The organism is Streptomyces brasiliensis, assembly GCF_014647875.1.
In the GTDB taxonomy this organism is placed as follows: Bacteria; Actinomycetota; Actinomycetes; order Streptomycetales; family Streptomycetaceae; genus Streptomyces; species Streptomyces brasiliensis.
The window spans coordinates 180716-205048 of the sequence record NZ_BMQA01000012.1; the positions used below are offsets into that span (position 1 = coordinate 180716).

Sequence of the window (24333 nt, forward strand, 5' to 3'; positions counted from 1 at the left end):
CCCTGGATCCGCCTTGAATCTCAGACTCTTGCTCCAGACTCAGCATTCGCCGCCGATCGCCGGAACGACCGGGCCCAGGCCCCAGCACGTCGAAATGCAGGTTCAAGTCCTGCCCGCGTAGCTCGATACGCGGTGGTCCAAAGGAAGGACGCGGCGACATCACGACTGACCTGGGCTCTCAACCGCCCCGGCGTGTGAGCATGGGCGGCACATCGGGGCCCGGGGGCAGGCTACGCCCCCGGGCCCGCTCCCGTTTCGCGGTGCGCTCCTTCTCGATCACCGTCGTCACCGTGCTCGTCCCCGCGCTCGTCATGGTCGGCGGGGAACCGCAGGCCTCCGTGAGCCGGATCGCCGAGACGCCGCCGGCCTGCGCGCTCGTGCTGGTCGTCGGACACCTGCCGATGCCGGGGCGGCGCGGAGCGGGCGCACGGGCCCGGCTCGCACAGGCGTATTTCACGCACGTGCTGTGCGAGTCCGGCGACCGGGCCGAGCGCTGGGCCCTGCGTCGCGAGGCCTACCGCACGCTCGCCGTGGCGCGCACCCGCCATCGCCCTGTCCGCCGCCGAACTGCCCACCCTCGCCCGGCACACCGAGGGCACGGACGCCGTCGCGATCGCCCTCGATGCATCGTCGACACGATCACGGCCTGCACCGCCCACCTCGACGACACGGGCCGGCTCACCCCACGCCACACTGTGCCGCCGGTGGCGGTGGATGCGTCCGAGTGGAGACCGTCACCCGATCCGCACCCACACCGGCGCGTGGTCCGACCCCGGTGCCCCGCGTCGCGGCGCCGGATCCGCGCCCACCGACGGCAACTGCGGCGCGCCCGCGCCCGGCGTCCCGGTGCCCGCCTCCGTGACGCGGTGGACCAGGTGGTGGCTGACCAGTATGTGGTCGATCAGTTCGCGGCGCCCGGAGTCGACGCGGGAGTAGCGCTCCGCCGCCGGTATCCATGCGCTGCGGCACCGGCGCGGGGCGGACGGCCGATCACCACCGCCCTCGCCCCGCACGCCCCCTACACCGTCACCGACGCCGACCTCGCCGCCACCGCCGAACTCGCCGGGGAGCACGGCCTGCCCGTGCACACGTCGTTCGCGGCCGTGTCCCGGGCGCCGTTCACGAAGATCCTGCCGTTCAAGGCGCGGATGGGCTGGGCGGTGCCCTGTCTGTCGTCCTACGACAACGACTTCAACCGCGACTTCGAGGTGACCCTGGAGCGGGACGGCGCACTGGTCGAGCGGCCCGGGCTCAGCTGCTTCCTGCGTGAGTACGACCGGATCTTCCACACCTATTCGGCCCACGACCGTGCACTCGACGGTCTGGGCTCCACCGACAGTCTGCTGGACCTGACGGCGCTGGGCCGGACCTCCACGGGCAGTGACCGTGTCCGCTATCACGACGAGTACGAAAACTGACACAAAGCGTGTCCGGAGTGCCGGAAAGTCAACGGATCCTCACCCTCCGCGTCGAGTGAGTGTCGAGTAGGTCTCAGTCCCGTGACCGGGCGAGGCGTTTCACGTCTCCAGGGCGTTAACTCCTACAAGTACGACGCTTACTGGAGGTGCAGGATGGTGAACGGGCGAACGGTGCTCGAGCGCTTTCCCGCCGGTGGACCGCGTGGCTCATGGCCGGCCGAGGAGTTCGCGCACGCGCGCCGTCTCGAAGGTCTGCCCGCCGAGGTCGTGATGGACCTCGCGACGGACACGTTCCTGGTGATAGTCCGGGGTGCCGAGGGCACGGAATAGGCGTGCTCAACCCGCCTTCGGCGTAGGCAGTTTCGCGGTGAACTGCTCCGCCTGGAGGGCGTACAGCTCCGCGTAGACGCCGCCGGTGGCCAGGAGTTCGTCCGGGGTGCCGGACTCCACCAGGCGGCCGTGCTCCAGGACATGCACCAGATCGGCGTGGCGCACCGACGCCAGCCGGTGGGTGATCAGGACCACCGTCTGCCCGCTGCCCGCCAGCGCGCGGATCTTCTCGAACACCTCCAGCTCGGCCCGGGCGTCCAGGGCCGCCGTCGGCTCGTCCACGATCAGGATGCGCCCGCGCCGGTACGCGGCCCGGGCGATACCGAGCCGCTGCCACTGGCCGCCGGACAGCTCATGCCCGCCGCTGAAGTTTCGGACCAGCAGTGTGTCCAGGCCGCGCGGCAGATCCGCGACCACGTCCTCGGCGCCCGCCTCCGCGACCGACGCGGCCAGGCGTTCCTCGGTCAGCCGCACCGAGGAACGGCCGATGGCGACATTGACGCGCGCGGTGAACGGCCAGCGCTTGAAGTCCTGCGCCACCATCGCGATCCGCTCGGCGAGCGCGTGCCGGTCGGCCCGCGCCGCGTCGACGCCGTCCCACAGGATCCGGCCCCGGTCCGGCTTGTACAGTCCCGCGAGCAGCTTGACCAGGGTCGTCTTGCCCGAGCCGTTCTCGCCGACCAGCGCCACGATCCGGCCCAGTGGCAGGGTGAGGGTGACGTCGTCGAGCGCCGGGCGGGTGGCCTCACCCGGGTAGCTGAACGTGACGTTCTCGAACCGGATCTCCCGCGGGTCCTCCGGCAGCGTCTCCCCGCCGACCGGGATCGCCCGTTCGGCCGCCTCTACGTACAGCCGTTGCAGATCGCCCACGAACAGGGCCTCCTCGTGCAACTGGTTGATCTCCAGGACGAGCGTGTCCAGGCTGGCGGAACCGGTGCGGATCGCGATCACCGCCGTACCGGCCACGGACAGGGCCATCGTCCCCGACAGCAGCAGCCCGCCGAGCGTCGCGTACGTCGCCACGGTCGCGAGCCCCGTCCAGGCCGCCGCGATCAGTCCCGTACGCGCGGCGAGCCGGGCCAGCCGGGCCTGTTCCGCCTCCGCGGTCTCCGACATGGCCCGGAAGTGCCGCAACAGGAAGGGGCCGACGCCGTGCACCCGGATCTCCGGGGCGGCCTCCGGCTCAGTCAGCAGGCCGGCGATCAGATGTCCGGCGCGGGCGTGCTGCACCCAGGTGTGGAACGACTCGTAGCGGCGCCGCGCGTTGGTCAGGGCGCCCCAGGCGCTGGGCAGGGTCATGGTCAGCAGGAGCGGCAGCAGCGCCGGGTGCAGCACCGTGAGCACGCCGGCCGCCGTGACCAGCGAGATCACGGCGTTCACCACGCGCGTCCCGTACATGATCATGCGGCGTGCGGACATGGCGCCGTACTGGGCGGTGTCCAGCAGCTTGTGGAAGGCGTGGTCCTCGATCGCGGCCAGCTCCACGGCGGCGGCCCGCTCCAGATACAGCTCGGTCGCCACACGCTCCACCTTGGGCTCCAGCCGGCCGGTGGCGTACGTCGACGCGGCCCGCAGCAGCGCGCCCACGAGCAGTACGGCGGCCATGGCGACGAGCGCCGGCGCGGCACCGCGCAGCCGGTCCTCGATCGTGCCGCCGCCGATCAGCCGCCCCAGCACGCTGTTCACGGCCAGCAGGCTCACGGCCTGGGCCGCGCCCCGGCCGGTCTCGGCGATCAGCACGGTCCGCGCGGCCCGCGGATCGGCCTGCCGCGCGAGCCGGAAACTGGAGGCAAGCATCCCGGGCAGCCGCGTCACCATGGCCCGGAAGTCCAGCTCCAGAAAGGCGTCCCGGTGCTGATTCCACCCCATGTCGTACCGCAGAGCTCCCCCGAAGAGCAGCCGCTCCGACTCGGACACCTCGGGCACAACGGGCCCCCGCCTCTTCCCCACCATCGCCCTCCCCCGGACGCGCACGAAGGGCCACTATCGCGGGGAGGCCGGGGGTGAGACAGGGCGCGCGTGGAGGCGAGCGGCGCGATGGGGCGCACGCCGGGGGTACGTGGGAGTTTTTCCGCGGGGGTGGCGCGAGCGCGGTGGAGCGGAGCGCGCGGTGCGCTGTACCGGATGGGACCGGTGCGTTTGTGCGGCCTCGTGTCCGCAGCCACCACCGGTTTCTCGGTGCCGGGCGGCACAAACGCACCGATCACCGACAAGAGACGGCCGGTGAAGAGCCGACGATCTCCGGGCAAGGCCCCGCAGGGATCACGCGCTGATGGGGCGCGACCAGTCCGGTGTGGTCCCCGTGATCCGGCACAGGGCGAGGTACAAGGGGATCGGTGGGGTGTACGGAACCGTGCCGTCCGGGCGGTTGATCAGGCGGGCCGTCGTGGGGACGGGGGCGCCGGAGGCGTAGTGGGCCGGGGCCGGCCAGGGGAGGGCGTAGTCCGAGTCGGACGGGACGATCCACCACCAGTGCGACGCGTCGGCGTACAGACAGCCCACGCGGGGGAGCCGGTGCAGCAGCAGCGGTCCGAAGTCGGCCGGTACCGCCACGGCGTCACAGCCGAGCGGGGCGGTCATGCCCTCGGGGAGAGGGAGGGGCCGGGGCGCTCCGGGCGTGCGCTGTCCGCGTTGCAGACGCACCAATGTGTCCAGTCCGATCACCTGGCCGAAGCCGGAAGCGCCGCTCACAGCCATTCGGGCCTCGCCGGTCGCCGCGTCTCGGTCTCCGGCAGCGGAAGGCGCTGCCGCTGCACACGTTCCTCCTCGCCGGAGCCCCGCGACTGCCCGGGCTTGGGACGCGTTCCCCAGCCCAGGTCGTTGCGCGGCTCGCCCAGATCGTGCCCGGCGTCGCTCTCACGCGGCAGATCGGCCCAGACCAGCAGACCGGGACCGTGCTCCTGCGCACCCCAGGCCTGGCACAGGGCGTCGACGAGAAGCAATCCCCTCCCGTGCTCCTCCTCGGGCTGCTGAGCGGACGGGTGGGGCTCGCCGGGGGCGCAGCCCTCGTCACGCACGGCTATGCGCACCGTGTCGTCGTGGTCGTGCAGTTCGCACACCACGCGACTGCTCGCCGTGTGCACGATCGCGTTGGTCACCAGCTCGGATACGACCAGCACCGCTGTGTCACAGGTGTCCGCGCACACCGACCAGCCCGTCAGCCGGGCACGCGTCAGTCGTCTCGCCTGTGCGGGAGAGCCCGGATGCGCGGCCAGCTCGAAGCGGAACCTGCGTGCGGCAACGTCCCCACCAGGGGTTGCTTCCGCAGCGGCACCGAGACCGGGACGGTCTGCGGCGGCATCTGTTCCTAAGGGCGGGGACGGAATCACGCTTGCCACTATCGCCCCGCCGTGAACACTTGGCAAGTGGCACTCTGAAAAATGCAGAGTGATGTGTGACGCCGTCAGGGCCGTGGCACACTGCTCGCAACAGCACCTCGAGCGGCGCCAGTTGGGATCATCGAAGATCCGCCGATCTTCGAATGAATCTTCGAATGGCGCCGCAGGGCTGTCAGGGTTCGGACGACATTCGGTCACTATGTGGACCGTTTTCGCCCGATTTTTCGTTCAGGATTCAGTTTTCTCGTTCGGGATTCAATCGTGGAGGTGGGAGCGTGAGCGAACCGCGGTCCGCGCCGACCGTGGGCCAGGTGGTCCTCGGCCGACGCCTGCTGGACCTGCGGGAACGCGCCGGCCTCAAGCGGGAGGAAGCCGCCCGCGTCCTCCGCGTCGCCCCCGCCACCGTCCGCCGTATGGAAATGGCCGAGGTCGCCCTCAAGATCCCGTACCTCCAACTGCTCCTGAAGGCCTACGGAGTCCAGGACGACGAGGCCGACCTCTTCGTGCAACTCGCCGAGGAGGCCAACAGACCCGGCTGGTGGCAGCGCTTCCACGACATCCTGCCGGGCTGGTTCTCGATGTACGTCAGCCTGGAGGGCGCGGCGAGCCTCATGCGGTCGTACGAGCCGCACTTCGTGCCCGGGCTGCTGCAGACCGAGGACTACGCGCGCGGCGTCCTGAAGTCGGGCGCCATCGGCCAGACCAGCCCGGAGGACATCGAGCGCCACGTCCAGCTGCGCATGCAGCGCCAGGACCTGCTCACCCGCCAGGACGCCCCCCGCTTCTGGGTCGTGATGGACGAGACCGCGCTGCGCCGCCCGGTCGGCGGCCCCGAGGTGATGCGCGAGCAGATCGACAAGCTGCTCGAGGCCACGAAGCTGCCCAACGTGACGCTCCAGGTCGCCCCGTTCGCCGGCGGGCCGCACCCCGGCACGTACGGGCCCTTCGTGCTGTTCCGATTTGCCGTGCCCGAACTTCCGGACATGGTCTACAGCGAGTACCTGACCGGCGCCGTCTACCTGGACGCGCGCTCCGAGGTGGCGACCCACCTCGAGGTCATGGACCGCATGGCGGCTCAGGCCGCTACGGCACATCGCACGAAGGAGATCCTCCGGGATCTCCGCAAGGAGTTGTGAATGGATCGCATCAAGTCCCAGCCCGGGCCGCTGTTTTGCGGACAGCGGATCTACAACGGCATGCCCGCGCGTGAGCTGGGCAGCGAGGGCTGGCACAAGCCGTGGAGCGGCGGCAACGGCGGCAACTGCCTGGAGGCGATGAAGCTGGCCGACGGCCGCATCGCCGTCCGCCAGTCGACCGACCCCGACGGCCCGGCGCTGATCTACACCCCGGCCGAGATGACGGCCTTCATCGAGGGAGCGAAGGCAGGGGAGGCGGACTTCCTGGTGTCCTGAACCACCTCCACTTGATTTTCTTTCTGGCTCGACTTCCTTAAATTGGCACTGACTTGATCTTCAACTGCGTTCGGCACTTACCGAGTTCCGCATGACCGGGCAGGACAGCGGGGCAGCGCTCAGGATCGACACCAGCAGACCGCACCCGGCCCGCATATACGACTGGTACTACGGCGGCAAGGACAACTACCCCGTCGACGAGTGGGGGTACCGCCCACTCCCTTGAGGCAGCGGGGGAGGGCCGGCAGATGCCGGCCCTCCCCCAGGGTGCCGGTGATGGCACGCGTCAATGCGCGTTCATGCACCGGGCCGCGTCGTCTCCTGCGACAGCGACCCGATCGTGCTGACCCACGCGGCGGCCCTGCTGTGCAGTACGCCCGAGGGCGTCACCGAGTACCTCCAGGCCGACGTGCGCGATCCGGCCGCGATCGTCGAGGGCGCACGCCGCGTCCTCGACTTCGACCGGCCGGTCGCCCCACGGGCCGACGGTACGGCGCGCGGCGGTGCGGTACGGCGCGACTTGGAAGAGACGGCCGGGTGAGGCACCGGTGCGCGGGTCGACCCACCCGGTCACCCCCCCGTCTCTCACACGGTCATAGGCCGGTCGTACGGCGTTATAGGCGCTGGCAACTGCGAACTCCCCCTCAGATAGCGGTCCACCGCCGCAGCCACCGCCCGCCCCTCGGCGATCGCCCACACGATCAGCGACTGCCCCCGGGCGGCATCCCCCGCGGCGTACACCCCGGGTACGTTCGTCGCGAAGTCCCGGTCCCGGGCGATCGTGCCGCGCGGCTCCATCGCCAGCTCCAACTGGTCGATGAGCCCGTCCTCCCGGTCGGGACCGGAGAAGCCGAGGGCCAGCAGCACGAGGTCCGCAGGAATCGTCCGCCCGGTTCCCGGCAGCGGCCGCCGATGCTCGTCCACCTCGACCAGGTGCAGCGACCGAACATGCCCACCCGCGTCCCCGGTGAAGCGGAGCGTCGACGCTGCGAACAGCCGCGCGTCCGCATCCGCCGCCGGCGCCGTCTCCAGATCACGTGCCTCCTCGTGCGCGGCCGACAGCCGGTAGATCTTCGGGTACGTCGGCCACGGTTCGGTGTCGTCGTCCCGCTCGGCGCCAGGCTGGGCGTAGATGTCCAGCTGCGTCACGGACGCCGCCCCGTCCCGCACCGCCGTCCCCAGACAGTCCGCCCCGGTGTCGCCGCCGCCCACGATCACGACATGCTTCCCGGCAGCGGACATCGGCGACGCCTCCAGGTCCCCCTCGCAGACCCGGTTCGCCAGCGGCAGATACTCCATCGCCTGGTGTATTCCGGCCAACTCCCGCCCGGGCGCGTGCAGTTCCCGCCATGCGGTCGCTCCCGTGGCGATCACGACGGCGTCGTACCGGGCCCGCAGCTCTGTCGCCTCGACATCCCGCCCCACCATCGTGGACGTACGGAACTTGGTCCCCTCGGCCCGCATCTGCGCCAGCCGCCGCTCCAGATGATGTTTCTCCATCTTGAACTCGGGGATGCCGTACCGCATCAGCCCGCCGACCCGGTCGTCCTTCTCGTACACGGCGACCGTGTGCCCGGCCCGTGTCAACTGCTGCGCCGCCGCCAGTCCCGTCGGGCCCGAGCCGATCACCGCGACCGTCCGCCCGGACAGCCGGTCCGGCGGCCGGGGCGGCACGAAACCGTCCGTCCAGGCCCGGTCCGCTATCGCGCACTCGACGTTCTTGATGGTCACGGCGGGCTGGTTGATCGCGAGCACGCACCCCGCCTCGCACGGCGCGGGACACAATCGCCCGGTGAACTCGGGGAAGTTGTTCGTGGCGTGCAGCCGGTCGCTCGCGGCCCGCCAGTCCTCGCGCGACACCAGGTCGTTCCACTCCGGAATCAGATTGCCCAGCGGACACGCGTCGTGACAGAAAGGGATGCCGCAGTCCATGCAGCGATCGGCCTGCTTGCTGATGATCGGCAGCAGCGCCCCGGGGACGTAGACCTCGCTCCAGTCCTGCACACGCTCCGCGACGGGCCGCCGCGGCCACTCCTCGCGCGGCGTCGTCATGAAACCCTTGGGATCGGCCATGGTCGTCTTCCTTGCGTATGCGTACGACGGGCCGTGCGCCATCGGGCGGCACCCTCCCGGCCACGATACGACTGCCGGCCCGGCCCCGCAGCGGCCGACAGCGCTTTCTGCGGGCCGGTACGCACTGCCTGGCGCCGGTTCTCAGGTGAGGGCCAGCACATACACCAGCGCCGCGGCGGCCGAGGCCAGCGTGCGGACGTGGTTCCACATCGTCCACTCGCGCACGTACGTCGGCCAGTAAGCGCTCGCTTCCGCCGTGCCGGGTTCCAGCTGCGCCAGCGTGTCGTTGCGCGGCACGTTCGCCACCATGGTCAGTCCGAACGAACCGAACAGATACAGCGCGCTGCCCAGCAGCAGCTCCGCCTTCCCCTCGTCCGGCCACAGCACGAACGTCACCACCGCGATCATCGCGCACAGCACCGCCGACCCGGCGAACACAAGCATGAAGGCCGGCGTCACGGCGGCCACGTTGATCGCGTTCATCGCCGCGACACCCTGCGCCGGCGGCAACGCGGCCAGCCCGCGCATCACGAACGTCGAGAACCCGCAGAACACCCCGGCCACCAGCCCCGTCCCGAGCGCCCCCAGCAGGATCAGTACGAAGTACGGCCCCTCGATCATGTCCACGCTCACTCCCGCCTCGACCGGGCCCCGCCCGGCCCCCACCACGGTCATCGTCACCTCAAGTGAATTCCCACATGGGAACAGTGACCATGGCCGAGGCCCGCGGAAACATGAGCGAGCGTCCAACCCGGCGGGACGAGTACGGGGTGCAAGGCGCCCCTCACTCGCTCCTCACCCAGCCTCTGCCCGAACCGCCCGCCACTCCCGCAGCACCGTTTCCACGGTCGCCGCGATCCGACGCCGCGCCTCGCAGCGGGGCACCCCGCTCATCAGCAGCTGGTCGTACGGCGTATCCACATGCCGTACGGCAGCCACGACCGCATATGTCACGGCCCCCTCGGTCAGCGCGCGTCCCGCCGCGCTGCGCCCCACCCGCCCGCTGCCCCGGACCGACGCGTGCGCCGCGATCACCCGGGCCCGGTCGGCCGAGCATCCGGGAAACAGCCGCAGGATCTCCGCCGCGAACGCCTCCACGAACCTCGCATCCTGTGCGGCCCTGCGCCGCGCGTCCCGCGCCCGGCGCCGCCGTCGTGCCTCCGCGTCGGCCAGGCACCGCTCCTCGGCCCGGGCCAGGGCGGCCTCCTCGACGAGCACACCCTGCCGCTCGTAACGCCCCTTGCGCCGGTTGAAGCGCACCACCACCGCCGACAGCGCGCTCTCCTCCCGCGATCTGCGGGTCAACGCAGTGTCGCCGCGCGGCAGGAACACCAGATGGCCGAGGTCGGCGCAGTCCAGGCAGCGCGGCGCACCGTCCTCGAGCAGGAGAAGCGGCAGCGGCCCACGACGGCAAGCGGCGCACTGCCTGCGCCGAACCGGCTGGATCACCAGAAGTCCACCGGAGGAAAGGGGAGTTGCAAGGCCTGCCATACGCGTTTCCTTCCCCGCCCGGCCGGACTCTCTCCCCTCCGGCGAGCGCCGTCCGGCTCGACGCCCCCGTACGTCACGACCTGCCGGGTTCCGCCGCGGAGGCCGAGCAGTCCCGCCTCGTCTCCCCACCCGCAAACCCATCCACCGACGCGCGGCATCATGGGCCCTGTGCGACTCGAAGCGATCACCTGGGACCGGCTGGCCGAACAGCTCGCCGAGAGACTGCTCGATCTGAAGCCCGCCGACGGCAGTCCTTGGCCCAAGGTCGCCTTCGACGGCGCGTCGGCCGCGCGCCCGGTCGACCTCGCGGAACGTGTCGCGGAAGCACTGCGCGTGCGCGGGCGCCCCTCGCTCGTCGTGGGGGCCGACGGCTTTCTGCGCCCGGCCTCGCTCCGGCTGGAGCACGGCCGCCATGACGTGGAGTCGTACTACAGCGGTTGGTTCGACACCGCCGCCCTGTGGCGCGAGGTCTTCGGCCCGCTCGAACCCGGTGCCGACGGCCGTGTCCTGCCCGACCTGTGGGACGCGGCCACCGACCGGGCCACCCGCAGTGACTACGTCCAACTCCCTCCCGGTGGCGTTCTGTTGATGCACGGTCCCCTTCTCCTGCGGCACTGGTTCCCCTTCGACCTGACTGTCCACGTCCTCCTCTCAGCGGGCGCCCTGCGCCGCCGTACACCCGAGGTCGACCACTGGACCCTCCCCGCGTTCGAGCGCTACGAGGACGAGACCGACCCCGCCGCGACGGCCGACGTCCTGGTCCGCGCCGACGATCCCCGTCGCCCCGCCTGGAGCGGCTGATCCGCTGTTCCGCGGATGTCCCCCGAACCCTGTTGTATGCGTGTGCAATTAATTAGGCTGGCGCCATGACGACCTCCTCCAGCGAACCCGTCTCCCTCGACGACTCGGTGCGTGCCCTCCTCGATGCCAAGAACTTCGCCAGTGTGGCCACTCTCGGCCCCGACGGCGCCCCGCAGAACTCGGTGGTCTGGATCAAGCGCGAGGGCGACACCGTGCTCTTCTCCTCCGTCGAAACCCGGCAGAAAGTCCGCAACCTCCGCCGCGACCCGCACGTCAGCCTCTCGGTCTTCGACCTGGCCAATCCCTACTTCTCCGTCGAGATCCGGGGTGTCGCCGAGATCGTCCCCGACGAGGGCAAGAAGCTCCCGTACGAGCTCTCGCACAAGTACCTCGGCATCGACCCGCCCGCGGAGAAGGACGACGAGGTCCGTGTGATCGTCCGGATCGTCCCGGGCAAAGTCGCGGTGTTCACGCCCTGAGGGTGCGGACACCGGGCGGCGCGCGCGAGAATGAAGGCCGCCGGGACACTGCGGTGCGTCCCGCGCCGCACCGGCCCGTCCGGCTTCGGGAGGTACCTCATGACCACCGCCGGAGACATCATGCACCGTGGCGCCCAGTGGATCCCCGCCCACGAGACCCTGGACCGCGCCGCCCAGCTCATGCGCGAACTGAACGTCGGAGCGCTGCCGATCAGCGACCAGAACGAACGCCTCATAGGCATCCTCACCGACCGCGACATCGTCATCGGCTGCGTGGCCATGGGCCACGACCCGGCCAAGGTGACCGCCGGTGAGATGGCCAAGGGCACACCTCGCTGGATCGAGTCGAGCGCCGACGTCGGTGAAGTGCTCCAGGAGATGCGGGACCACCAGATCCGCCGGCTTCCCGTCATCGAGAACAAGCGCCTGGTCGGCATGATCAGCGAGGCCGATCTCGCCCAGCACCTGGGCGAGAACCAGATCGCCGCCTTCGCCGAGGGCGTCTACGCCAGGACCACCCCGGCCACTCACTGACCGAGGGCTCAACCCGCCCCGGGCCGGTCAGAGCCAGCCGTTGCGCCGGAACCCCCGGTACAGGGCCAGACACGCGATGGATATCACGCCGATGACCAGCGGATAGCCGAACCGCCAGCGCAGCTCCGGCATGTGGTCGAAGTTCATGCCGTAGACCCCGCACACCATCGTCGGTACGGCGATCACCGCGGCCCACGCCGTGATCTTCCGCATGTCCTCGTTCTGCGCGACCGTCACCTGCGCGAGGTGCGCCTGCAGAATCGAGTTGAGCAGTTCGTCGAAGGAGGCGATCTGCTCCTTGGCCCTCATCAGGTGGTCGAGGACATCCCTGAAGTAAGCCTGTATCTGGGGGTCGACCACCCGTATCGGCCGGGTGGCGAGATCCTCGACCGGGCGGGCCAGCGGCACCACGGCCCGCTTCAGCTCCAGGAGTTCACGCTTCAGCTGGTAGATCCGCCCGGGGTCGGCCCGCGCGCCGTTCTCCGCGAACACGTCCGTCTCGACCTGGTCGATGTCCGCCTGCACCGCGTCCGTGACCGTCAGATAGTCGTCGACCACATGGTCCGCGATCGCGTGCAGCACCGCCGCCGGCCCCTTGGCCAGTTGGCCCGGATCGGACTCCAGCTCTTCGCGCAGCGGGCCCAGTGAGCCGTGCCGTCCGTGCCGCACCGTGATCACGAAGTCCCGGCCGACGAACGCCATGATCTCGCCGGTGTTGACCACCTCGCTCGTCGACGTCAGCTGTTCGTGCTCGACGTAGCAGACCGTCTTGAACACCGCGAACAGCGTTTCGCCGTACCGCTCCAGCTTCGGGCGCTGATGGGCCTCGACCGCGTCCTCGACCGCCAGCGGGTGCAGGTCGAAAAGCTCGGCGATGCCCACGAACTCACGGTCCGTCGGCTCGTGCAGCCCCAGCCAGACGAAACCGTCGCCGTGCTTGCGCACCCGTTCCACGGCGTCCACCAGGTCGCTGCCGCCGGGCTCCCGTACCCCGTCCCGGTACGTCACGCAGTTGACCACAGAGGAACCCAGTGGTGACCGGGCGGGATGGCTCAGGTCGACCCGGGGCCGCCGCCGGGTCAGCCGCGCCACCTTGCGCAGCCCGCCGACCCTGCTGAGCCCCCGGACCTTCCGCAGATTCCCTGCCATGGACATCTGGATCTCCTTGCGTGGAACTCCTCGCGCCGTGCTGTCGCGCCTTGGCGGAAAAGTCTGCCAGTCTTCCGCAATGCGCGGGTGAGCCTGTGTGAACAGGCAATTCCGCTTTGTTCCCGCCTGTGGACAGAGCATGCCCACCCGCGCGCGGGTCACCCCGCCGCACCGGAGCGTCGACCGTCCCGGACACATGCCGCACCTGGGATGATCGCCGCATGACGCCATCCGACGGGTATCTCCTCGACAACAGGCAGACCGAGGCGGGACAGCGCTTCGACGCCTTCGCTACCCTCTTCGACCCCACCACGTTCCGCCACCTCGAAGGGCTCGGCCTGGGACCCGGCTGGCGCTGCTGGGAGGTCGGGGCGGGCGGCACCTCCGTCGTGTCCTGGCTGGCCAAGAAGGTCGGGCCGACAGGCAAGGTCCTGGCGACCGACATCGACACCTCGCTGCTCGCCTCGGTGGCCCGCCCGCCCGTCGAGGTGCGCGTCCACGACGTGGGCACGGAGGAGCCGCCCGCGGAGGGCTTCGACCTCGTGCACGCCCGGCTCGTGCTCGTCCATGTCCCAGACCGTGGAAGGGCGTTGAGGTCGATGATCAAAGCGCTGCGTCCCGGCGGACGCCTCCTGGTCGAGGACGCCGACCCCGCCCTCCAGCCGCTGATCTGCCCCGACGAGTACGGTCCCGAGCAGCAGCTCGCCAACCGGCTCCGCAACGGCTTCCGCACCCTGCTCGCGGGCCGCGGCGCCGACCTGTCCTACGGCCGCAAGCTCCCGCGGCTGCTCCGGGAGGCCGGACTGCGCCGCGTGGAGGCCGACGCCTACTTCCCTGTCACCTCGCCCGCCCTCGCCGCCCTGGAGACCGCCACCGTCCAGCAGATCCGCGACCAGCTGGTCACCGCAGGCCTGGCCACCGACCAGGACATCGACCAGCACCTGGCCAACGTCGCGACCGGCAGCATGGACCTCGCCACGGCCCCGATGATCTCGGCGTGGGGGCGCAAGGCGTAGGCCCGGGGCGCAAGGCGTACGCCGGGGCGCAGCGCAAACGTCGGCGCGCTGGGCGTGCGCCGGGGTGCCGGTCGTGGCCCACACCGGCGCGGTCGTGAGACCCATGTCCCGGAGACCGGGCGCGCGGCGCCGGAAACGGAACGCGCCCGCCTTCAGCCACACCCCGTAGGGGGTCTGCCCCCCCACCAGCTCCACCGCGAGGGCACCGGCCCGGCAGCCCTCCGCCGCCGCGGCCGCGGGATCGGCGCCGACGAGCAGCGCGGCGAGGAACGCGCCGGTGAAGGCGTCACCGGCGCCCGTGGTGTCCCGGGGCCTCGCCGCCGCGGCGGGCACTCGGGCGAGCACGGTGCCGGACCGCGCCACCAGCGCGCCGTCCCCGCCCAGCTTGGCCACCACCAGCGGGACATGGCGGCTCAACTTGGCCGCCGCGTCCGCGGGATCGGGCAGCCCCGTCAGCAGGCACGCCTCGTCCCGACTGGGCAGCAGGACATCCAGCCCCTCCGCGAACTCCAGGAAGCGGTCCACCCCCAGGCTCCCGAGAAAGCCGGTCGACGCCGGATCCAGACTGACCGGGACACCACGCGCGCGTGCGGCGTCCAGCGCAACTGCCGCGAGTGCCCGGCTCGACGCGGAGAACAGCAGATAGCCGGACAGATGCAGCCGGGCGACCCCGTCGAGCGCCGCGTCGGACCAGTCGGCCGGTTCGAGCCGGAGCGAGGCACCGCTGTCCGTGAGGAAGGTGCGCTCGGCCGAGGCCCCCGCATCGACCAGGCAGATCACCGTCCCGGTCGCGGCGGTGTCGTCCAGCACGAGCCGTGGGCGCACCCCGGCCGCCAGCAGCTCACGCTCGTGCCACGCCGCCGCGTCCGCGCCCACCCGCCCGAGCAGCCGTACGTCCGCACAGCCCGCGTGAGCCGCCCAGCAGGCCACGTTGGCGCCGGCGCCGCCGGGCAGCGTCCGGATCGCGGCGGCCGTGTCGGTACCGGCGGCGAGCGGGCCCCGGTGCCGGGCGACGACATCGGTGACGACGTCGCCCACGACCAGCAGCGCCCCGGCCCTGCCCGCCGTCACCTCCGGGCCCACGCCGCCGCGACCCGCGCCGCCAGCCGCACATTGCCGCGCACCGCCGCCAGGTTGGCGCTCAGCGACGCCCCGTCCGTGTGCCGGACGAGGTAGTCGAGCAGGAACGGTGTGACCGCCTGACCGGTGACCCCCTCCTCCTCGCACGCGTGCAACGCATCGGTCAGCACGCGCGCGTGCAGTTCGGGATCGAGCTGCTCCGCCTCGGGGACGGGATGGGCGACGATCAGCGCCGACTCCGGTCCGCCGAGCGCGTCCTGCGCACGCATGACCTCCGCCGCCTCCTCCGGACTGTCCAGCGTCCAGTCGACCGGGTGCCCGGAGTCGGAGAGGTAGAAGCCGGGGAAGCGGGCCGTGCGATAACCGGCGACGGCCACGCCCAGCGTCTCCAGCCGCTGCAAAGTCGCCGGCACGTCCAGGATCGACTTCACGCCCGCGCACACCACCGTGATCCGCGTGCGGGCCAGCAGGCCGAGGTCCGCCGACTCGTCCTGCGTCACCGTCCACTCCCGGTGCACACCGCCGAGCCCGCCCGTCGCGAACACCCGGACACCGGCCAGCGCAGCCAGCAGCGCGGTCGCCGACACCGTGGTCGCCCCGCTCGCCCCCGCCGCCACCGCGAGCGGGAGATCCCGGTGACCCAGCTTGCGCATGCCGTCCTCGTTCGCGACGCGCTCCAACTGCTGTTTGTCCAAGCCGACATGGGGCCGCCCGTCCAGCACCGCGATCGTCGCGGGTACGGCACCCTCCCGGCGTACGACGTCCTCCAGCTCCAGCGCCACCCGAAGATTGCGCGGACGCGGCAGCCCGTGCGCGATGATCGTGGACTCCAGGGCCACCACCGGGCGATGCGCGTCAAGCGCCTCGCGTACTTCCTCCGACACCACTGTCACCACGCGCCCGCCTCCTGTCAGTCGGTCCTGCCTCATCTCTGGAGGGCGGCACGGCCGACTAAACGCTTGCGCTCCATGAGCACCGCCACCAGCGTGGGCCGTATGACGAACACCACGACTCGCCTCGACCATGTCGTCCTCTGGGTGAGCGACCCGGTCGCCGCGGCCGGCTTCTACGAGAAGGCGGTCGGCCTGGAGCCCCTGAGGGTCGCCGAATTCACCGCGGGAAAGGTCTCGTTCCCCTCCGTCCGTGTCAACGAGGAGACCATCCTCGACCTGGCACCCCGCACCATGGCCGAGCGCATGAGGATGCTCCCCGGCTCCGCGGAGAGCGCGGGCCACCCGGTCAATCACGTGTGCCTGTCGCTGTCGTCCGGCGACTTCGACGCACTGCGCGCCCGCCTCCAGGAAGGCGACGTCCCCGTGTCGCACATCGCCCACGACTCGTACGGCGCCCGCGGCAACGCGACGCGGAGCTTCTACTTCCGCGACCCGGACGGCAACGTCTTCGAGGCACGGCACTACGGGTGAACGGTGGCCGAGGGGCCGGCGCGGCCCCGGTCGCCCGGCGGTCAGAACAGCGGCTCGGGCAGCACGCCCTCCAGAGCGAGCAGCTTCCGCTTGGTCTCCAGGCCGCCCCCGAACCCGCCGATGCCGCCGTCGCTCTCCACGACCCGGTGACAGGGCACGACGACGGGCAGCGGATTGGCACCCATGGCCGCCCCCACCGCCTGTGCCGCCCCCGGCTGGCCGACCCGCCCGGCCAGGTCCCCGTACCCGACGACCGTGCCGAACGGGACGCCGGACGCGAGCTCGCGCAGCACCTGCCGGTTGAAGCCGGAGATCAGCGACCAGTCCAGCGGCAGTTCGAAGTCGTGCCGTTCGCCCGCGAAGTACGCCTCGACCTGGCGTATGGCCTCGGCCAGCAGGGGCGATCCGGGCGCCTCGACGGGCTCGGTGCCCAGCCGCGCCGCCAACTGCTCCAGCGCTCGGTCGCGCACCGCGTCGGTGGCGTGGAACACGACGTTGACCAGGCCGTCGCGAGTTGCCGCGAGGAACAACGGACCGATGCTGGTGCCCACGACGGCCCACACGACCTGCCGCTCGTACTGCCCATGGCTGTCCATGCGCCCCACCGTACGGCCCGCCACTGACAACGCTCAGTTCGCGCTGAGCGCCTCCCGTACGACATCGGGCTTGTTCGTGATGATGCCGTCGACGCCGTACCGGGCCACGGTCCGGGCGGTGGTCGCGTCGTCCACGGTCCAGACGAACACTCTCAGCGGCTTGCCGTGGGGTCCGTGCAACGCGTGCACGGTGGTGACGTAGCCCGGGGCGATGGACCCGTACGAGGGGTTGATCAGGTCGGTGAACCGCGCGTACGTGTGCAGGTCCCCCGCTGGGGGCGTGCCGAGGAGGCCGGTCGTGAGGCCGGGCTTCAGGTCGTGGACGGTCCGCAGACTGTCCGCACTGAAACTCTGCACGATCAGCCGGTCCGCATGCGCGCGGTCCAGCCAGCCCTCGTTGCTCAGCAGGCCGAGGGTCTGCCGTTCGATGCCCGGGTACAGCTCGGGGTTCTTGATCTCGAGGAGCAGCTTCTCGTGATTGTGCTCGACCCGGCGCATGTACTGCTTCAGCGTCGGCACGCGGGTGCCCGCGTACGCGGGGCCGAACCAGCTGCCCGCGTCCAGGCGGGCGATCTCGGCCGCGGTGAAGTCCCCCACCTTCCAGGGCGCACGGCCGGGGAAGACCTCCTCGGCGTTCGTGGTCCGCTTCAGGCTGTCGTCGTGGAGGACGACCAGTTCGCCGTCCCTGGTGCGCTGGACGTCGTTCTCGACCCAGGAGAAGCCCAGCCGGGCCGCCTCGTCGACGGCCGGCAGCGTGTTCTCGGGTGCGTAGGCGGAAGCTCCCCGGTGGGCGACGATCGTGGGCGGCTCTCGGACATCGCCGGCCCGGGCGTCGCTGCCGGGAGCCAGCACTGTGGCCGTCCCCAGGAGCGCGGTGGTCGTGGCGGCAACGGCTCGCGCGTGCATGCGTACTCCTCGAATCGGACGAACACGGACAGCACCAGAGTGACAGCAGACAGTCAACGAGGATTGCGTGCAGGATGGCCACACATCGAGCGGGTGTGCCGGAGTCCGCTCACTGATGCCGCACAACTGGGGCAAGGGCGTGTTTCTTTGCCGGATAATCGTTCGACCATTCCGGTGGGGGTCATACTCTCTGGCACAACCCGGACCGCCCGAGCGGTCCTGGGACGGGGCGCGATACAGGTATTCCGGGACACAAGAGGGTGAAGGGGCAGCCGCGTATGCAGGGCATGGTCGACGGATTCGGCTACGGGGCCGTCACGCCGTTGGTGGCCTATCTGATGGCCTGCCTGGGCGGAGCCCTCGGTCTGCGATGCACGACGAGATCCCTGCTGGTCACCCACTCCCGGCGCCCCGCCTGGCTCGCCCTCGGCGCGGCGGCGATCGGGTCCGGGATCTGGACCATGCACTTCATCGCCATGATGGGGTTCACCGTCGAGGGGACCACGATCCACTACGACACACCGATCACGTACGCGAGCCTGGGCCTCGCGATCGTCATGGTCGGCGTGGGGATCTTCATCGTCGGCTACCGGGGTGCCACGGGACCGGCCCTGTTCACCGGCGGAACGATCACCGGCCTGGGTGTCGCCTCGATGCACTACCTCGGCATGGCGGGCATGCACCTCGACGCAACCTTCACGTACAACACATTCACCGTGGCCGCCTCCGTACTGATAGCGGTCGTGGCCGCCACCACCGCCCTGTGGGCGGCCGGACAGGTGCGGGGCTTCCTGTGGAGCGTGGGCGCGAGCCTCGTCATGGGGCTCGCCGCCACCGGGATGCACTACACCGGCATGACCGCCCTAAGCGTCCACCTCCACGGCGCCGTCTCGGCCTCCGGCAGCGCCTCGCCCCCGACCCTGCTCGCACCCATGCTGATCGGCCCCCTCGCCTTCCTGCTCCTCGCCGGCGTCGTCGTGGTGTTCGATCCTCTGATGGCCATGGGCAAGCCGGTCCGAGGCCGCGTCGAGCACAAGCCGGGCATCCCCGCCCACCCCGTCGGCACGCTCTCGGACCACATCCCGCAGCCGCGCTCCGGCCGCCGGGAGACGGTGCGGCAGCCGGAGCGTCACCGGTCGCACGCCCCGTAGAACCGCTGATCGGGACCCGTTGTCAGTGGGGGGTCGTACGGTTGAAGGCATGCGGCCCGTTTCCCAGATCGAACGCACGGTGGCGCCCTTCGAGGTCGTCAGCCCCTACCAGCCCAGCGGTGACCAGCCGACGGCCATCGTCGACCTGGCCAAGCGCATCCAGGGCGGGGAAAGGGACGTCGTCCTCCTCGGCGCGACCGGCACCGGCAAGTCCGCCACCACGGCGTGGATGATCGAGAAGCTCCAGCGCCCCACGCTCGTGATGGCGCCGAACAAGACGCTGGCCGCCCAGCTGGCGAACGAGTTCCGCGAGCTGCTCCCCAACAACGCGGTCGAGTACTTCGTCTCGTACTACGACTACTACCAGCCCGAGGCGTACGTCCCGCAGTCGGACACCTACATCGAGAAGGACTCCTCGATCAACGAGGAGGTCGAGCGCTTGCGCCACTCGGCGACCAACTCGCTGCTCACCCGCCGCGACGTCGTCGTGGTCGCCTCGGTCTCCTGCATCTACGGCCTCGGTACTCCGCAGGAGTACGTGGACCGCATGGTCCCGCTCCGCGTCGGCGACGAGATCGACCGCGACGACCTGCTGCGCCGCTTCGTCGACATCCAGTACACCCGCAACGACATGGCGTTCACCCGCGGCACCTTCCGCGTGCGCGGCGACACCATCGAGATCTTCCCGGTCTACGAGGAGCTCGCCGTCCGCATCGAGATGTTCGGCGACGAGATCGAGGCCCTGTCCACGCTCCACCCGCTCACCGGCGAGATCATCAGCGACGACCAGCAGCTGTACGTCTTCCCGGCCTCCCACTACGTCGCCGGCCCCGAGCGCATGGAGCGGGCCGTCAACGACATCGAGAAGGAGCTGGGCGAGCGCCTGGCCGACCTGGAGAAGCAGGGCAAGCTCCTGGAGGCCCAGCGCCTGCGCATGCGCACCACGTACGACATCGAGATGCTCCGCCAGATCGGCAGCTGCTCCGGTGTGGAGAACTACTCGATGCACTTCGACGGCCGTCTGCCGGGTTCCCCGCCCAACACCCTGCTCGACTACTTCCCGGACGACTTCCTGCTCGTCATCGACGAATCGCACAACACCGTCCCGCAGATCGGCGCCATGTACGAGGGCGACGCCTCCCGCAAGCGGACCCTCGTCGACCACGGCTTCCGGCTGCCCTCGGCCCTGGACAACCGTCCCCTGAAGTGGGAGGAGTTCCAGGAGCGGATCGGCCAGACCGTCTACCTGTCCGCGACCCCCGGCAAGTACGAGCTCTCGCGCGCGGACGGCGTCGTCGAGCAGATCATCCGCCCCACCGGCCTCATCGACCCGGAGGTCGTCGTCAAGCCCACCGAGGGCCAGATCGACGACCTGGTGCACGAGATCCGCAAGCGTACCGAGAAGGACGAGCGCGTCCTGGTCACCACGCTCACCAAGAAGATGGCCGAGGACCTCACGGACTACTTCCTGGAACTCGGCATCCAGGTGCGCTACCTGCACAGCGACGTCGACACCCTGCGCCGCGTGGAGCTGCTGCGCGAGCTGCGCTCCGGCGAGTTCGACGTCCTGGTCGGCATCAACCTGCTGCGTGAGGGCCTCGACCTGCCCGAGGTGTCCCTGGTGGCGATCCTCGACGCCGACAAGGAGGGCTTCCTGCGCTCCGGCACCTCGCTGATCCAGACCATCGGCCGCGCGGCGCGCAACGTCTCCGGCCAGGTCCACATGTACGCCGACAAGATCACACCGGCGATGGAGCGGGCCATCGAGGAGACCAACCGCCGCCGGGAGAGGCAGATCGCCTACAACAAGGCGAAGGGCATCGACCCGCAGCCGCTCCGCAAGAAGATCAACGACATCGTCGCGCAGATCGCCCGCGAGGAGGTCGACACCGAGCAGCTGCTCGGCTCCGGCTACCGCAAGTCGAAGGACGGCAGAGGAGCAAAGGCCCCCGTCCCGTCCCTGGGCGACAAGGCGGCCAAGGGCGCGAAGGCGACCAAGTCCGCCAAGTCCGCCAAGGGCAAGGCCAAGGACGCCGTGCCCACCGACCGTCCCGCGACCGAACTCGCAGAGCAGATCGAGGAGATGACGGAGCGCATGCGCGCGGCCGCCGCCGACCTCCAGTTCGAGATCGCGGCCCGGCTGCGCGACGAGGTCTCCGAGATGAAGAAGGAACTGCGCCAGATGAAGGAGGCGGGCCTGGCCTGACCGCTACGCCCTGGGCCGGACCTCGGCATATGCGCGGAGTGTTGCAACACCGACACAAAGCGCGGGCCGGGGTTCGGCGCTGTCAGTGCCCGTGCGTAGGGTTCTGGACAACCGCGGAGTCCGCGGCAACAGGGGAAGACAGAGAGGGGACACAGCCGTGACCGTCAACATGACCAAGGGTCAGGCGATCAGCCTGGAGAAGAAGGACGGGGGCTCCCTGACCGCGGTCCGTATGGGTCTCGGCTGGCAAGCGGCTCCCCGGCGCGGGCTGTTCGGCTCGCGCACCCGGGAGATCGACCTGGACGCCTCAGCGGTGCTGTTCGCCGACAAGCAGCCGGTCGACGTCGTCTTCTTCCGTCACCTGGTGAGCGACGACGGCTCCGTGCGCCACACCGGTGACAACCTGGTCGGTGGCGTCGGCCAGGGCGGCGACGACGAGGCCATCCTCGTCGACCTCCAGCGCGTCCCGGTCCACATCGACCAGATCGTCTTCACCGTGAACTCCTTCACGGGCCAGACCTTCCAGGAAGTGCAGAACGCGTTCTGCCGGCTGGTCGACGAGACCAACGGCCAGGAGCTCGCCCGCTACACGCTCGCGGGCGGTGGCCAGTACACCGCCCAGGTCATGGCGAAGGTCCACCGGTCCGGCACCGGCTGGACGATGACCGCGCTGGGCACCCCGGCCAACGGCCGCACCTTCCAGGACCTGATGCCGGCGATCCTGCCGCACCTGTAGGCCTGTCAGGACGCTCCCGGCGCAGGACAACACGACACAGGGGGACGAAGGCGATGACGGCCGAGCTGGTACGGGGGCAGAACCATCCGCTCTCCCAGGTCCGGCTCGAGATCCGGGTCTCGGCCGGTGTGCCGGTCGTGGCGGCGGCCACGCTCAGCGACGAGAACGACAAGGCGCGCGGCGTCGAGTGGGTGGCCCACCCGGGCGCACCCACGCTGCCCGGACTCGAGGTCTCCCGCCAGGCGGCCACCGACCACCGCCTCGCGGTGGATCTGGCCGCCATGCCGGAGGCCGTGCACCGTGTCAACGTGCTGCTCGCCCTCCCCTCGGCCGGGGGCGGGCCGCTCCGCTTCGGTGCCGTCGGCGCCCCCACCGTCACGGTCACGGGCCTCGACGGCATCGGGATCGCCCGGTTCACCCTCGCCGGCCTCGACGCCGAGTCGGCCGTCGTGGCGCTGGAGCTGTACCGCAGACAGGGCGCATGGAAGGTGCGCGCCGTCGGACAGGGCTACGCCGGCGGCCTCGCCGCGCTCTTCACCGACCAGAGACTGCCCGGGGCCGCCGAACTCGCGGGTGGCATCCAGGAAGCGGTGGCCCGCGGCCTGGCCCGCTCGGTCCCGGCACCGCCCCCGCGTACGTCGGACGCCGACCGCACCCGCCGCACCGCGACCCCGGTGTCCGGCGTCGACCAGCCCGGCCCCTCGTCCCAGGGTGCCCCCGACGCCGAACCGCCGCGGCCCGCGTCGCCGTACGACGACCCGGGTCAGAGCACGTACGGTGCCCAGGCGCCCGGTGGACAGGGACCGTCGCCGTACCCGGACAGCGGGCCGGAACAGCAGGCGGGGGGAGCAGCCGCGCCCGGCCCCTCGTCCGCACCCGGTACGGGCGGGATCGACTACACGCACCCGAACCGTCGCCACACCGCTCCGCCGCCCCCTCCGCCGCAGGCACCCCCGGCCCCGTCGGGGCAGCCCGCGCGGCCGGTTGCGGGTGACGCGGCGGGCTGGTCCATGGACGAGCGGCTGTACAACCAGGTCTGGGGCATGTTCGAGGACCTGGCCCGCACGACGGCCGCCTACCGCAGCGCCGTCGAATTCGCCGACTCCCGCAGGGACAAGGAGCTCGATCACCTTCTGTCCGACCCACGCAGCAGGATCGGCGCGGCGGGGGACGCCGCGCGCGAGGCGGCCGGTGCCAGACACGCCCAACTCGTCGACGAGGCCAGGGCAGTCCTCGACCGGGACCTCGCGCAGCTCACGGCCGAGGCCGAGGTCGTGGAGCCGGCGCTCCCACCGGCGTACGCGCGCTGGGACAACCCCGTCTGGCACGGCTACCGCGTGCCCACGGACTTCCCGATGGCCCTCCGGCTGGGCGATCTGCACCTGCCCGAGAGCGTCCCGCTCCGCATACCGATGCTGGCCCGGCTGCCGCTCGAGCGGGGTCTGTGGATCGACAGCGGCCCGGCGACCGGCCTGGACGCCTCGTTCGCGGACTCTACCGACCGGCGAGGTCTCGCCATGGAGACGGCGATGGCGCTGGCAGCCCGGCTGCTCGCGGTCCACCCGGTGGGGGAGTTCGCCGTGCAGGTGATCGATCCGGCCGGTTCCGGATCGACGGCGCTCATGCCACTGGTGCGCACGGGCGTGCTCGCGGCCCCGCCGGCGGCTGGTGCGGCGGGCGTGGCGGACGTCCTGGCACGGCTCACACAGCGCGTGGATCTGGTGCAGATGGCGCTGCGCGCTGGCGCGCCCGAGTCGTTGCCGCCCGGCCTCGACACCGCCCAGCAACTCCTGGTCGTCAACGACTTCCCGCACGGCTTCGACGACCGTGCCGTGAACCAGCTGCGGTATCTCGCCGACGAGGGGCCGTCCGTCGGCGTCCATCTGGTGATGGTCGCGGACCGCGAGGACGCCTCGGCGTACGGTCCTTTGCTCGACCCGCTGTGGCGTTCACTCATGCGACTCACACCGGTACCCGACGACCACCTCGCGGACCCCTGGGTCGGTCATGCCTGGACGTACGAACCGTCACTCGTCCCGCCCGGCAGCCAGGTGCTCCAGCACGTGCTCGCCCAGGTGGCAGAGGCTCGCACCAAGTACAAGTAAAGGCGCTTGACCTGCTTATTTGGTTTTTCTTTTACTAATTGCTTTACCTTTCCTTGGTAATTGAGGTACTGTCGTCGGCACGGAGGGG

At 70.8% G+C, this 24333-nt stretch carries 22 protein-coding genes and 5 pseudogenes; 15 read left to right on the plus strand and 12 right to left on the minus strand.

Annotation, left to right across the window (positions count from 1 at the left end; translation table 11 throughout):
* Positions 1 to 278 precede the first annotated feature (278 nt).
* Positions 279 to 695, plus strand: a pseudogene (locus IEZ19_RS20670) (FUSC family protein); the annotation flags it as partial.
* A 39-nt stretch (positions 696 to 734) separates the two neighbouring features.
* Here IEZ19_RS20670 and IEZ19_RS54170 read toward each other — a convergent pair.
* Positions 735 to 1019, minus strand: a pseudogene (locus tag IEZ19_RS54170) (endonuclease/exonuclease/phosphatase family protein); the annotation flags it as partial.
* A gap of 69 nt (positions 1020 to 1088) precedes the next feature.
* Between IEZ19_RS54170 and IEZ19_RS20675 the strand changes: the two are divergent.
* Both IEZ19_RS20675 and IEZ19_RS20680 read left to right on the plus strand, forming a co-directional pair.
* Positions 1089 to 1418 (plus strand): annotated as a pseudogene (locus IEZ19_RS20675) (DUF899 family protein); the annotation flags it as partial.
* Positions 1419 to 1571: 153 nt separating this feature from the next.
* A complete protein-coding gene (locus IEZ19_RS20680; protein WP_189312717.1) occupies positions 1572 to 1748 on the plus strand; it encodes a DUF8839 family protein in 177 nt (58 codons plus the stop codon).
* Between the two features lie 6 nt (positions 1749 to 1754).
* Here IEZ19_RS20680 and IEZ19_RS20685 read toward each other — a convergent pair whose 3' ends face one another.
* The 3 genes from IEZ19_RS20685 to IEZ19_RS20695 all read right to left on the minus strand — a co-directional run bounded on the left by IEZ19_RS20685 (position 1755) and on the right by IEZ19_RS20695 (position 5086).
* Positions 1755 to 3617, minus strand: a complete 1863-nt coding sequence (locus tag IEZ19_RS20685) for an ABC transporter ATP-binding protein (protein ID WP_373297019.1) — start codon at positions 3615 to 3617, stop codon at positions 1755 to 1757.
* A gap of 393 nt (positions 3618 to 4010) precedes the next feature.
* Complete coding sequence (locus IEZ19_RS20690) at positions 4011 to 4445, minus strand: hypothetical protein (protein ID WP_189312719.1); 435 nt, start codon at positions 4443 to 4445, stop codon at positions 4011 to 4013.
* On the minus strand, positions 4436 to 5086 hold the full coding sequence (locus IEZ19_RS20695; protein WP_189312720.1) for an ATP-binding protein: 651 nt from the start codon (positions 5084 to 5086) through the stop codon (positions 4436 to 4438). Before IEZ19_RS20695 ends, IEZ19_RS20690 begins: the two co-directional genes overlap by 10 nt.
* 275 nt (positions 5087 to 5361) lie before the next feature.
* Between IEZ19_RS20695 and IEZ19_RS20700 the strand changes: the two genes are divergently transcribed.
* The 3 genes and pseudogenes from IEZ19_RS20700 to IEZ19_RS50790 all read left to right on the plus strand — a co-directional run.
* On the plus strand, positions 5362 to 6222 hold the full coding sequence (locus IEZ19_RS20700) for a Sco1979 family transcriptional regulator (protein ID WP_189312721.1): 861 nt from the start codon (positions 5362 to 5364) through the stop codon (positions 6220 to 6222).
* Positions 6223 to 6498, plus strand: coding sequence for a DUF397 domain-containing protein (locus tag IEZ19_RS20705; RefSeq protein WP_189312722.1), 276 nt, complete (start codon positions 6223 to 6225; stop codon positions 6496 to 6498). It begins immediately after the preceding gene.
* A gap of 91 nt (positions 6499 to 6589) precedes the next feature.
* Positions 6590 to 6973: pseudogene (locus IEZ19_RS50790) on the plus strand (SAM-dependent methyltransferase); the annotation flags it as partial.
* Positions 6974 to 7083: 110 nt separating this feature from the next.
* Here IEZ19_RS50790 and IEZ19_RS20720 read toward each other — a convergent pair.
* The 3 genes from IEZ19_RS20720 to IEZ19_RS20730 form a co-directional block, all read right to left on the minus strand.
* Positions 7084 to 8571, minus strand: coding sequence for a glutamate synthase subunit beta (locus tag IEZ19_RS20720; protein WP_189312723.1), 1488 nt, complete (start codon positions 8569 to 8571; stop codon positions 7084 to 7086).
* A 141-nt stretch (positions 8572 to 8712) separates the two neighbouring features.
* Positions 8713 to 9192 carry an anthrone oxygenase family protein gene (locus tag IEZ19_RS20725; protein ID WP_189312724.1) on the minus strand — a complete coding sequence of 160 codons (480 nt, stop codon included), beginning with the start codon at positions 9190 to 9192 and terminating at the stop codon, positions 8713 to 8715.
* A gap of 174 nt (positions 9193 to 9366) precedes the next feature.
* Positions 9367 to 10062: a DUF2293 domain-containing protein gene (locus tag IEZ19_RS20730; protein ID WP_189312725.1), complete on the minus strand. Its 696-nt coding sequence runs from the start codon at positions 10060 to 10062 to the stop codon at positions 9367 to 9369.
* 159 nt (positions 10063 to 10221) lie between these two features.
* Between IEZ19_RS20730 and IEZ19_RS20735 the strand changes: the two genes are divergently transcribed.
* From IEZ19_RS20735 to IEZ19_RS20745, 3 genes are all read left to right on the plus strand, one after another.
* Positions 10222 to 10863: a nucleoside/nucleotide kinase family protein gene (locus IEZ19_RS20735; RefSeq protein WP_189312726.1), complete on the plus strand. Its 642-nt coding sequence runs from the start codon at positions 10222 to 10224 to the stop codon at positions 10861 to 10863.
* A gap of 65 nt (positions 10864 to 10928) precedes the next feature.
* Entirely contained in the window at positions 10929 to 11342 is a 414-nt protein-coding gene (locus IEZ19_RS20740) for a PPOX class F420-dependent oxidoreductase (protein ID WP_189312727.1), read from the plus strand.
* A 99-nt stretch (positions 11343 to 11441) separates the two neighbouring features.
* Entirely contained in the window at positions 11442 to 11876 is a 435-nt protein-coding gene (locus IEZ19_RS20745; protein WP_189312728.1) for a CBS domain-containing protein, read from the plus strand.
* 27 nt (positions 11877 to 11903) lie between these two features.
* Here the strand turns inward: IEZ19_RS20745 and IEZ19_RS20750 are convergent, their stop codons facing one another.
* Complete coding sequence (locus IEZ19_RS20750) at positions 11904 to 13031, minus strand: magnesium and cobalt transport protein CorA (protein ID WP_189312729.1); 1128 nt, start codon at positions 13029 to 13031, stop codon at positions 11904 to 11906.
* A 215-nt stretch (positions 13032 to 13246) separates the two neighbouring features.
* Here IEZ19_RS20750 and IEZ19_RS20755 point away from each other — a divergent pair, with 215 nt between their 5' ends.
* Positions 13247 to 14041 (plus strand): methyltransferase, encoded by a 795-nt coding sequence (locus IEZ19_RS20755; RefSeq protein WP_189312730.1) that lies wholly within the window; start codon positions 13247 to 13249, stop codon positions 14039 to 14041.
* 168 nt (positions 14042 to 14209) lie between these two features.
* Here IEZ19_RS20755 and IEZ19_RS20760 read toward each other — a convergent pair.
* Together IEZ19_RS20760 and IEZ19_RS20765 are read right to left on the minus strand one after the other, a co-directional pair.
* Positions 14210 to 15124: pseudogene (locus tag IEZ19_RS20760) on the minus strand (carbohydrate kinase family protein); the annotation flags it as partial.
* Positions 15109 to 16017, minus strand: a complete 909-nt coding sequence (locus IEZ19_RS20765; protein ID WP_189312731.1) for a pseudouridine-5'-phosphate glycosidase — start codon at positions 16015 to 16017, stop codon at positions 15109 to 15111. The gene IEZ19_RS20765 and the pseudogene IEZ19_RS20760, both read right to left, overlap by 16 nt.
* A gap of 99 nt (positions 16018 to 16116) precedes the next feature.
* Here IEZ19_RS20765 and IEZ19_RS20770 point away from each other — a divergent pair, with 99 nt between their 5' ends.
* On the plus strand, positions 16117 to 16545 hold the full coding sequence (locus tag IEZ19_RS20770; protein WP_189312757.1) for a VOC family protein: 429 nt from the start codon (positions 16117 to 16119) through the stop codon (positions 16543 to 16545).
* A 41-nt stretch (positions 16546 to 16586) separates the two neighbouring features.
* Here IEZ19_RS20770 and IEZ19_RS20775 read toward each other — a convergent pair whose 3' ends face one another.
* Both IEZ19_RS20775 and IEZ19_RS20780 read right to left on the minus strand, forming a co-directional pair.
* Complete coding sequence (locus IEZ19_RS20775; RefSeq protein WP_189312732.1) at positions 16587 to 17141, minus strand: methylated-DNA--[protein]-cysteine S-methyltransferase; 555 nt, start codon at positions 17139 to 17141, stop codon at positions 16587 to 16589.
* Positions 17142 to 17174: 33 nt separating this feature from the next.
* Positions 17175 to 18047 (minus strand): glycerophosphodiester phosphodiesterase, encoded by an 873-nt coding sequence (locus tag IEZ19_RS20780; protein WP_189312733.1) that lies wholly within the window; start codon positions 18045 to 18047, stop codon positions 17175 to 17177.
* Positions 18048 to 18325: 278 nt separating this feature from the next.
* Between IEZ19_RS20780 and IEZ19_RS20785 the strand changes: the two genes are divergently transcribed.
* The 4 genes from IEZ19_RS20785 to IEZ19_RS20800 all read left to right on the plus strand — a co-directional run bounded on the left by IEZ19_RS20785 (position 18326) and on the right by IEZ19_RS20800 (position 24245).
* Positions 18326 to 19198 carry an MHYT domain-containing protein gene (locus IEZ19_RS20785; protein WP_189312734.1) on the plus strand — a complete coding sequence of 291 codons (873 nt, stop codon included), beginning with the start codon at positions 18326 to 18328 and terminating at the stop codon, positions 19196 to 19198.
* A gap of 49 nt (positions 19199 to 19247) precedes the next feature.
* Positions 19248 to 21404, plus strand: a complete 2157-nt coding sequence (gene uvrB, locus IEZ19_RS20790; RefSeq protein WP_189312735.1) for an excinuclease ABC subunit UvrB — start codon at positions 19248 to 19250, stop codon at positions 21402 to 21404.
* Between the two features lie 157 nt (positions 21405 to 21561).
* A complete protein-coding gene (locus IEZ19_RS20795; protein ID WP_189312736.1) occupies positions 21562 to 22140 on the plus strand; it encodes a TerD family protein in 579 nt (192 codons plus the stop codon).
* A gap of 53 nt (positions 22141 to 22193) precedes the next feature.
* Complete coding sequence (locus tag IEZ19_RS20800; protein WP_189312737.1) at positions 22194 to 24245, plus strand: TerD family protein; 2052 nt, start codon at positions 22194 to 22196, stop codon at positions 24243 to 24245.
* The last annotated feature ends 88 nt before the right edge of the window (positions 24246 to 24333 follow it).

Excerpts from the sequence above, each read along its gene's own strand:
- IEZ19_RS20680 (WP_189312717.1), top strand. The coding sequence starts at position 1,572 with ATGGTGAACGGGCGAACGGTGCTCGAGCGCTTTCCCGCCGGTGGACCG.
- IEZ19_RS20685 (WP_373297019.1), bottom strand. The coding sequence starts at position 3,617 with ATGGGGTGGAATCAGCACCGGGACGCCTTTCTGGAGCTGGACTTCCGG.
- IEZ19_RS20690 (WP_189312719.1), bottom strand. The coding sequence starts at position 4,445 with ATGGCTGTGAGCGGCGCTTCCGGCTTCGGCCAGGTGATCGGACTGGAC.
- IEZ19_RS20705 (WP_189312722.1), top strand. The coding sequence starts at position 6,223 with ATGGATCGCATCAAGTCCCAGCCCGGGCCGCTGTTTTGCGGACAGCGG.
- IEZ19_RS20720 (WP_189312723.1), bottom strand. The coding sequence starts at position 8,571 with ATGGCCGATCCCAAGGGTTTCATGACGACGCCGCGCGAGGAGTGGCCG.
- IEZ19_RS20725 (WP_189312724.1), bottom strand. The coding sequence starts at position 9,192 with ATGATCGAGGGGCCGTACTTCGTACTGATCCTGCTGGGGGCGCTCGGG.
- IEZ19_RS20730 (WP_189312725.1), bottom strand. The coding sequence starts at position 10,062 with ATGGCAGGCCTTGCAACTCCCCTTTCCTCCGGTGGACTTCTGGTGATC.
- IEZ19_RS20735 (WP_189312726.1), top strand. The coding sequence starts at position 10,222 with ATGGGCCCTGTGCGACTCGAAGCGATCACCTGGGACCGGCTGGCCGAA.
- IEZ19_RS20740 (WP_189312727.1), top strand. The coding sequence starts at position 10,929 with ATGACGACCTCCTCCAGCGAACCCGTCTCCCTCGACGACTCGGTGCGT.
- IEZ19_RS20745 (WP_189312728.1), top strand. The coding sequence starts at position 11,442 with ATGACCACCGCCGGAGACATCATGCACCGTGGCGCCCAGTGGATCCCC.
- IEZ19_RS20750 (WP_189312729.1), bottom strand. The coding sequence starts at position 13,031 with ATGTCCATGGCAGGGAATCTGCGGAAGGTCCGGGGGCTCAGCAGGGTC.
- IEZ19_RS20755 (WP_189312730.1), top strand. The coding sequence starts at position 13,247 with ATGACGCCATCCGACGGGTATCTCCTCGACAACAGGCAGACCGAGGCG.
- IEZ19_RS20770 (WP_189312757.1), top strand. The coding sequence starts at position 16,117 with ATGACGAACACCACGACTCGCCTCGACCATGTCGTCCTCTGGGTGAGC.
- IEZ19_RS20775 (WP_189312732.1), bottom strand. The coding sequence starts at position 17,141 with ATGGACAGCCATGGGCAGTACGAGCGGCAGGTCGTGTGGGCCGTCGTG.
- IEZ19_RS20780 (WP_189312733.1), bottom strand. The coding sequence starts at position 18,047 with ATGCACGCGCGAGCCGTTGCCGCCACGACCACCGCGCTCCTGGGGACG.
- IEZ19_RS20785 (WP_189312734.1), top strand. The coding sequence starts at position 18,326 with ATGCAGGGCATGGTCGACGGATTCGGCTACGGGGCCGTCACGCCGTTG.
- uvrB (WP_189312735.1), top strand. The coding sequence starts at position 19,248 with ATGCGGCCCGTTTCCCAGATCGAACGCACGGTGGCGCCCTTCGAGGTC.
- IEZ19_RS20800 (WP_189312737.1), top strand. The coding sequence starts at position 22,194 with ATGACGGCCGAGCTGGTACGGGGGCAGAACCATCCGCTCTCCCAGGTC.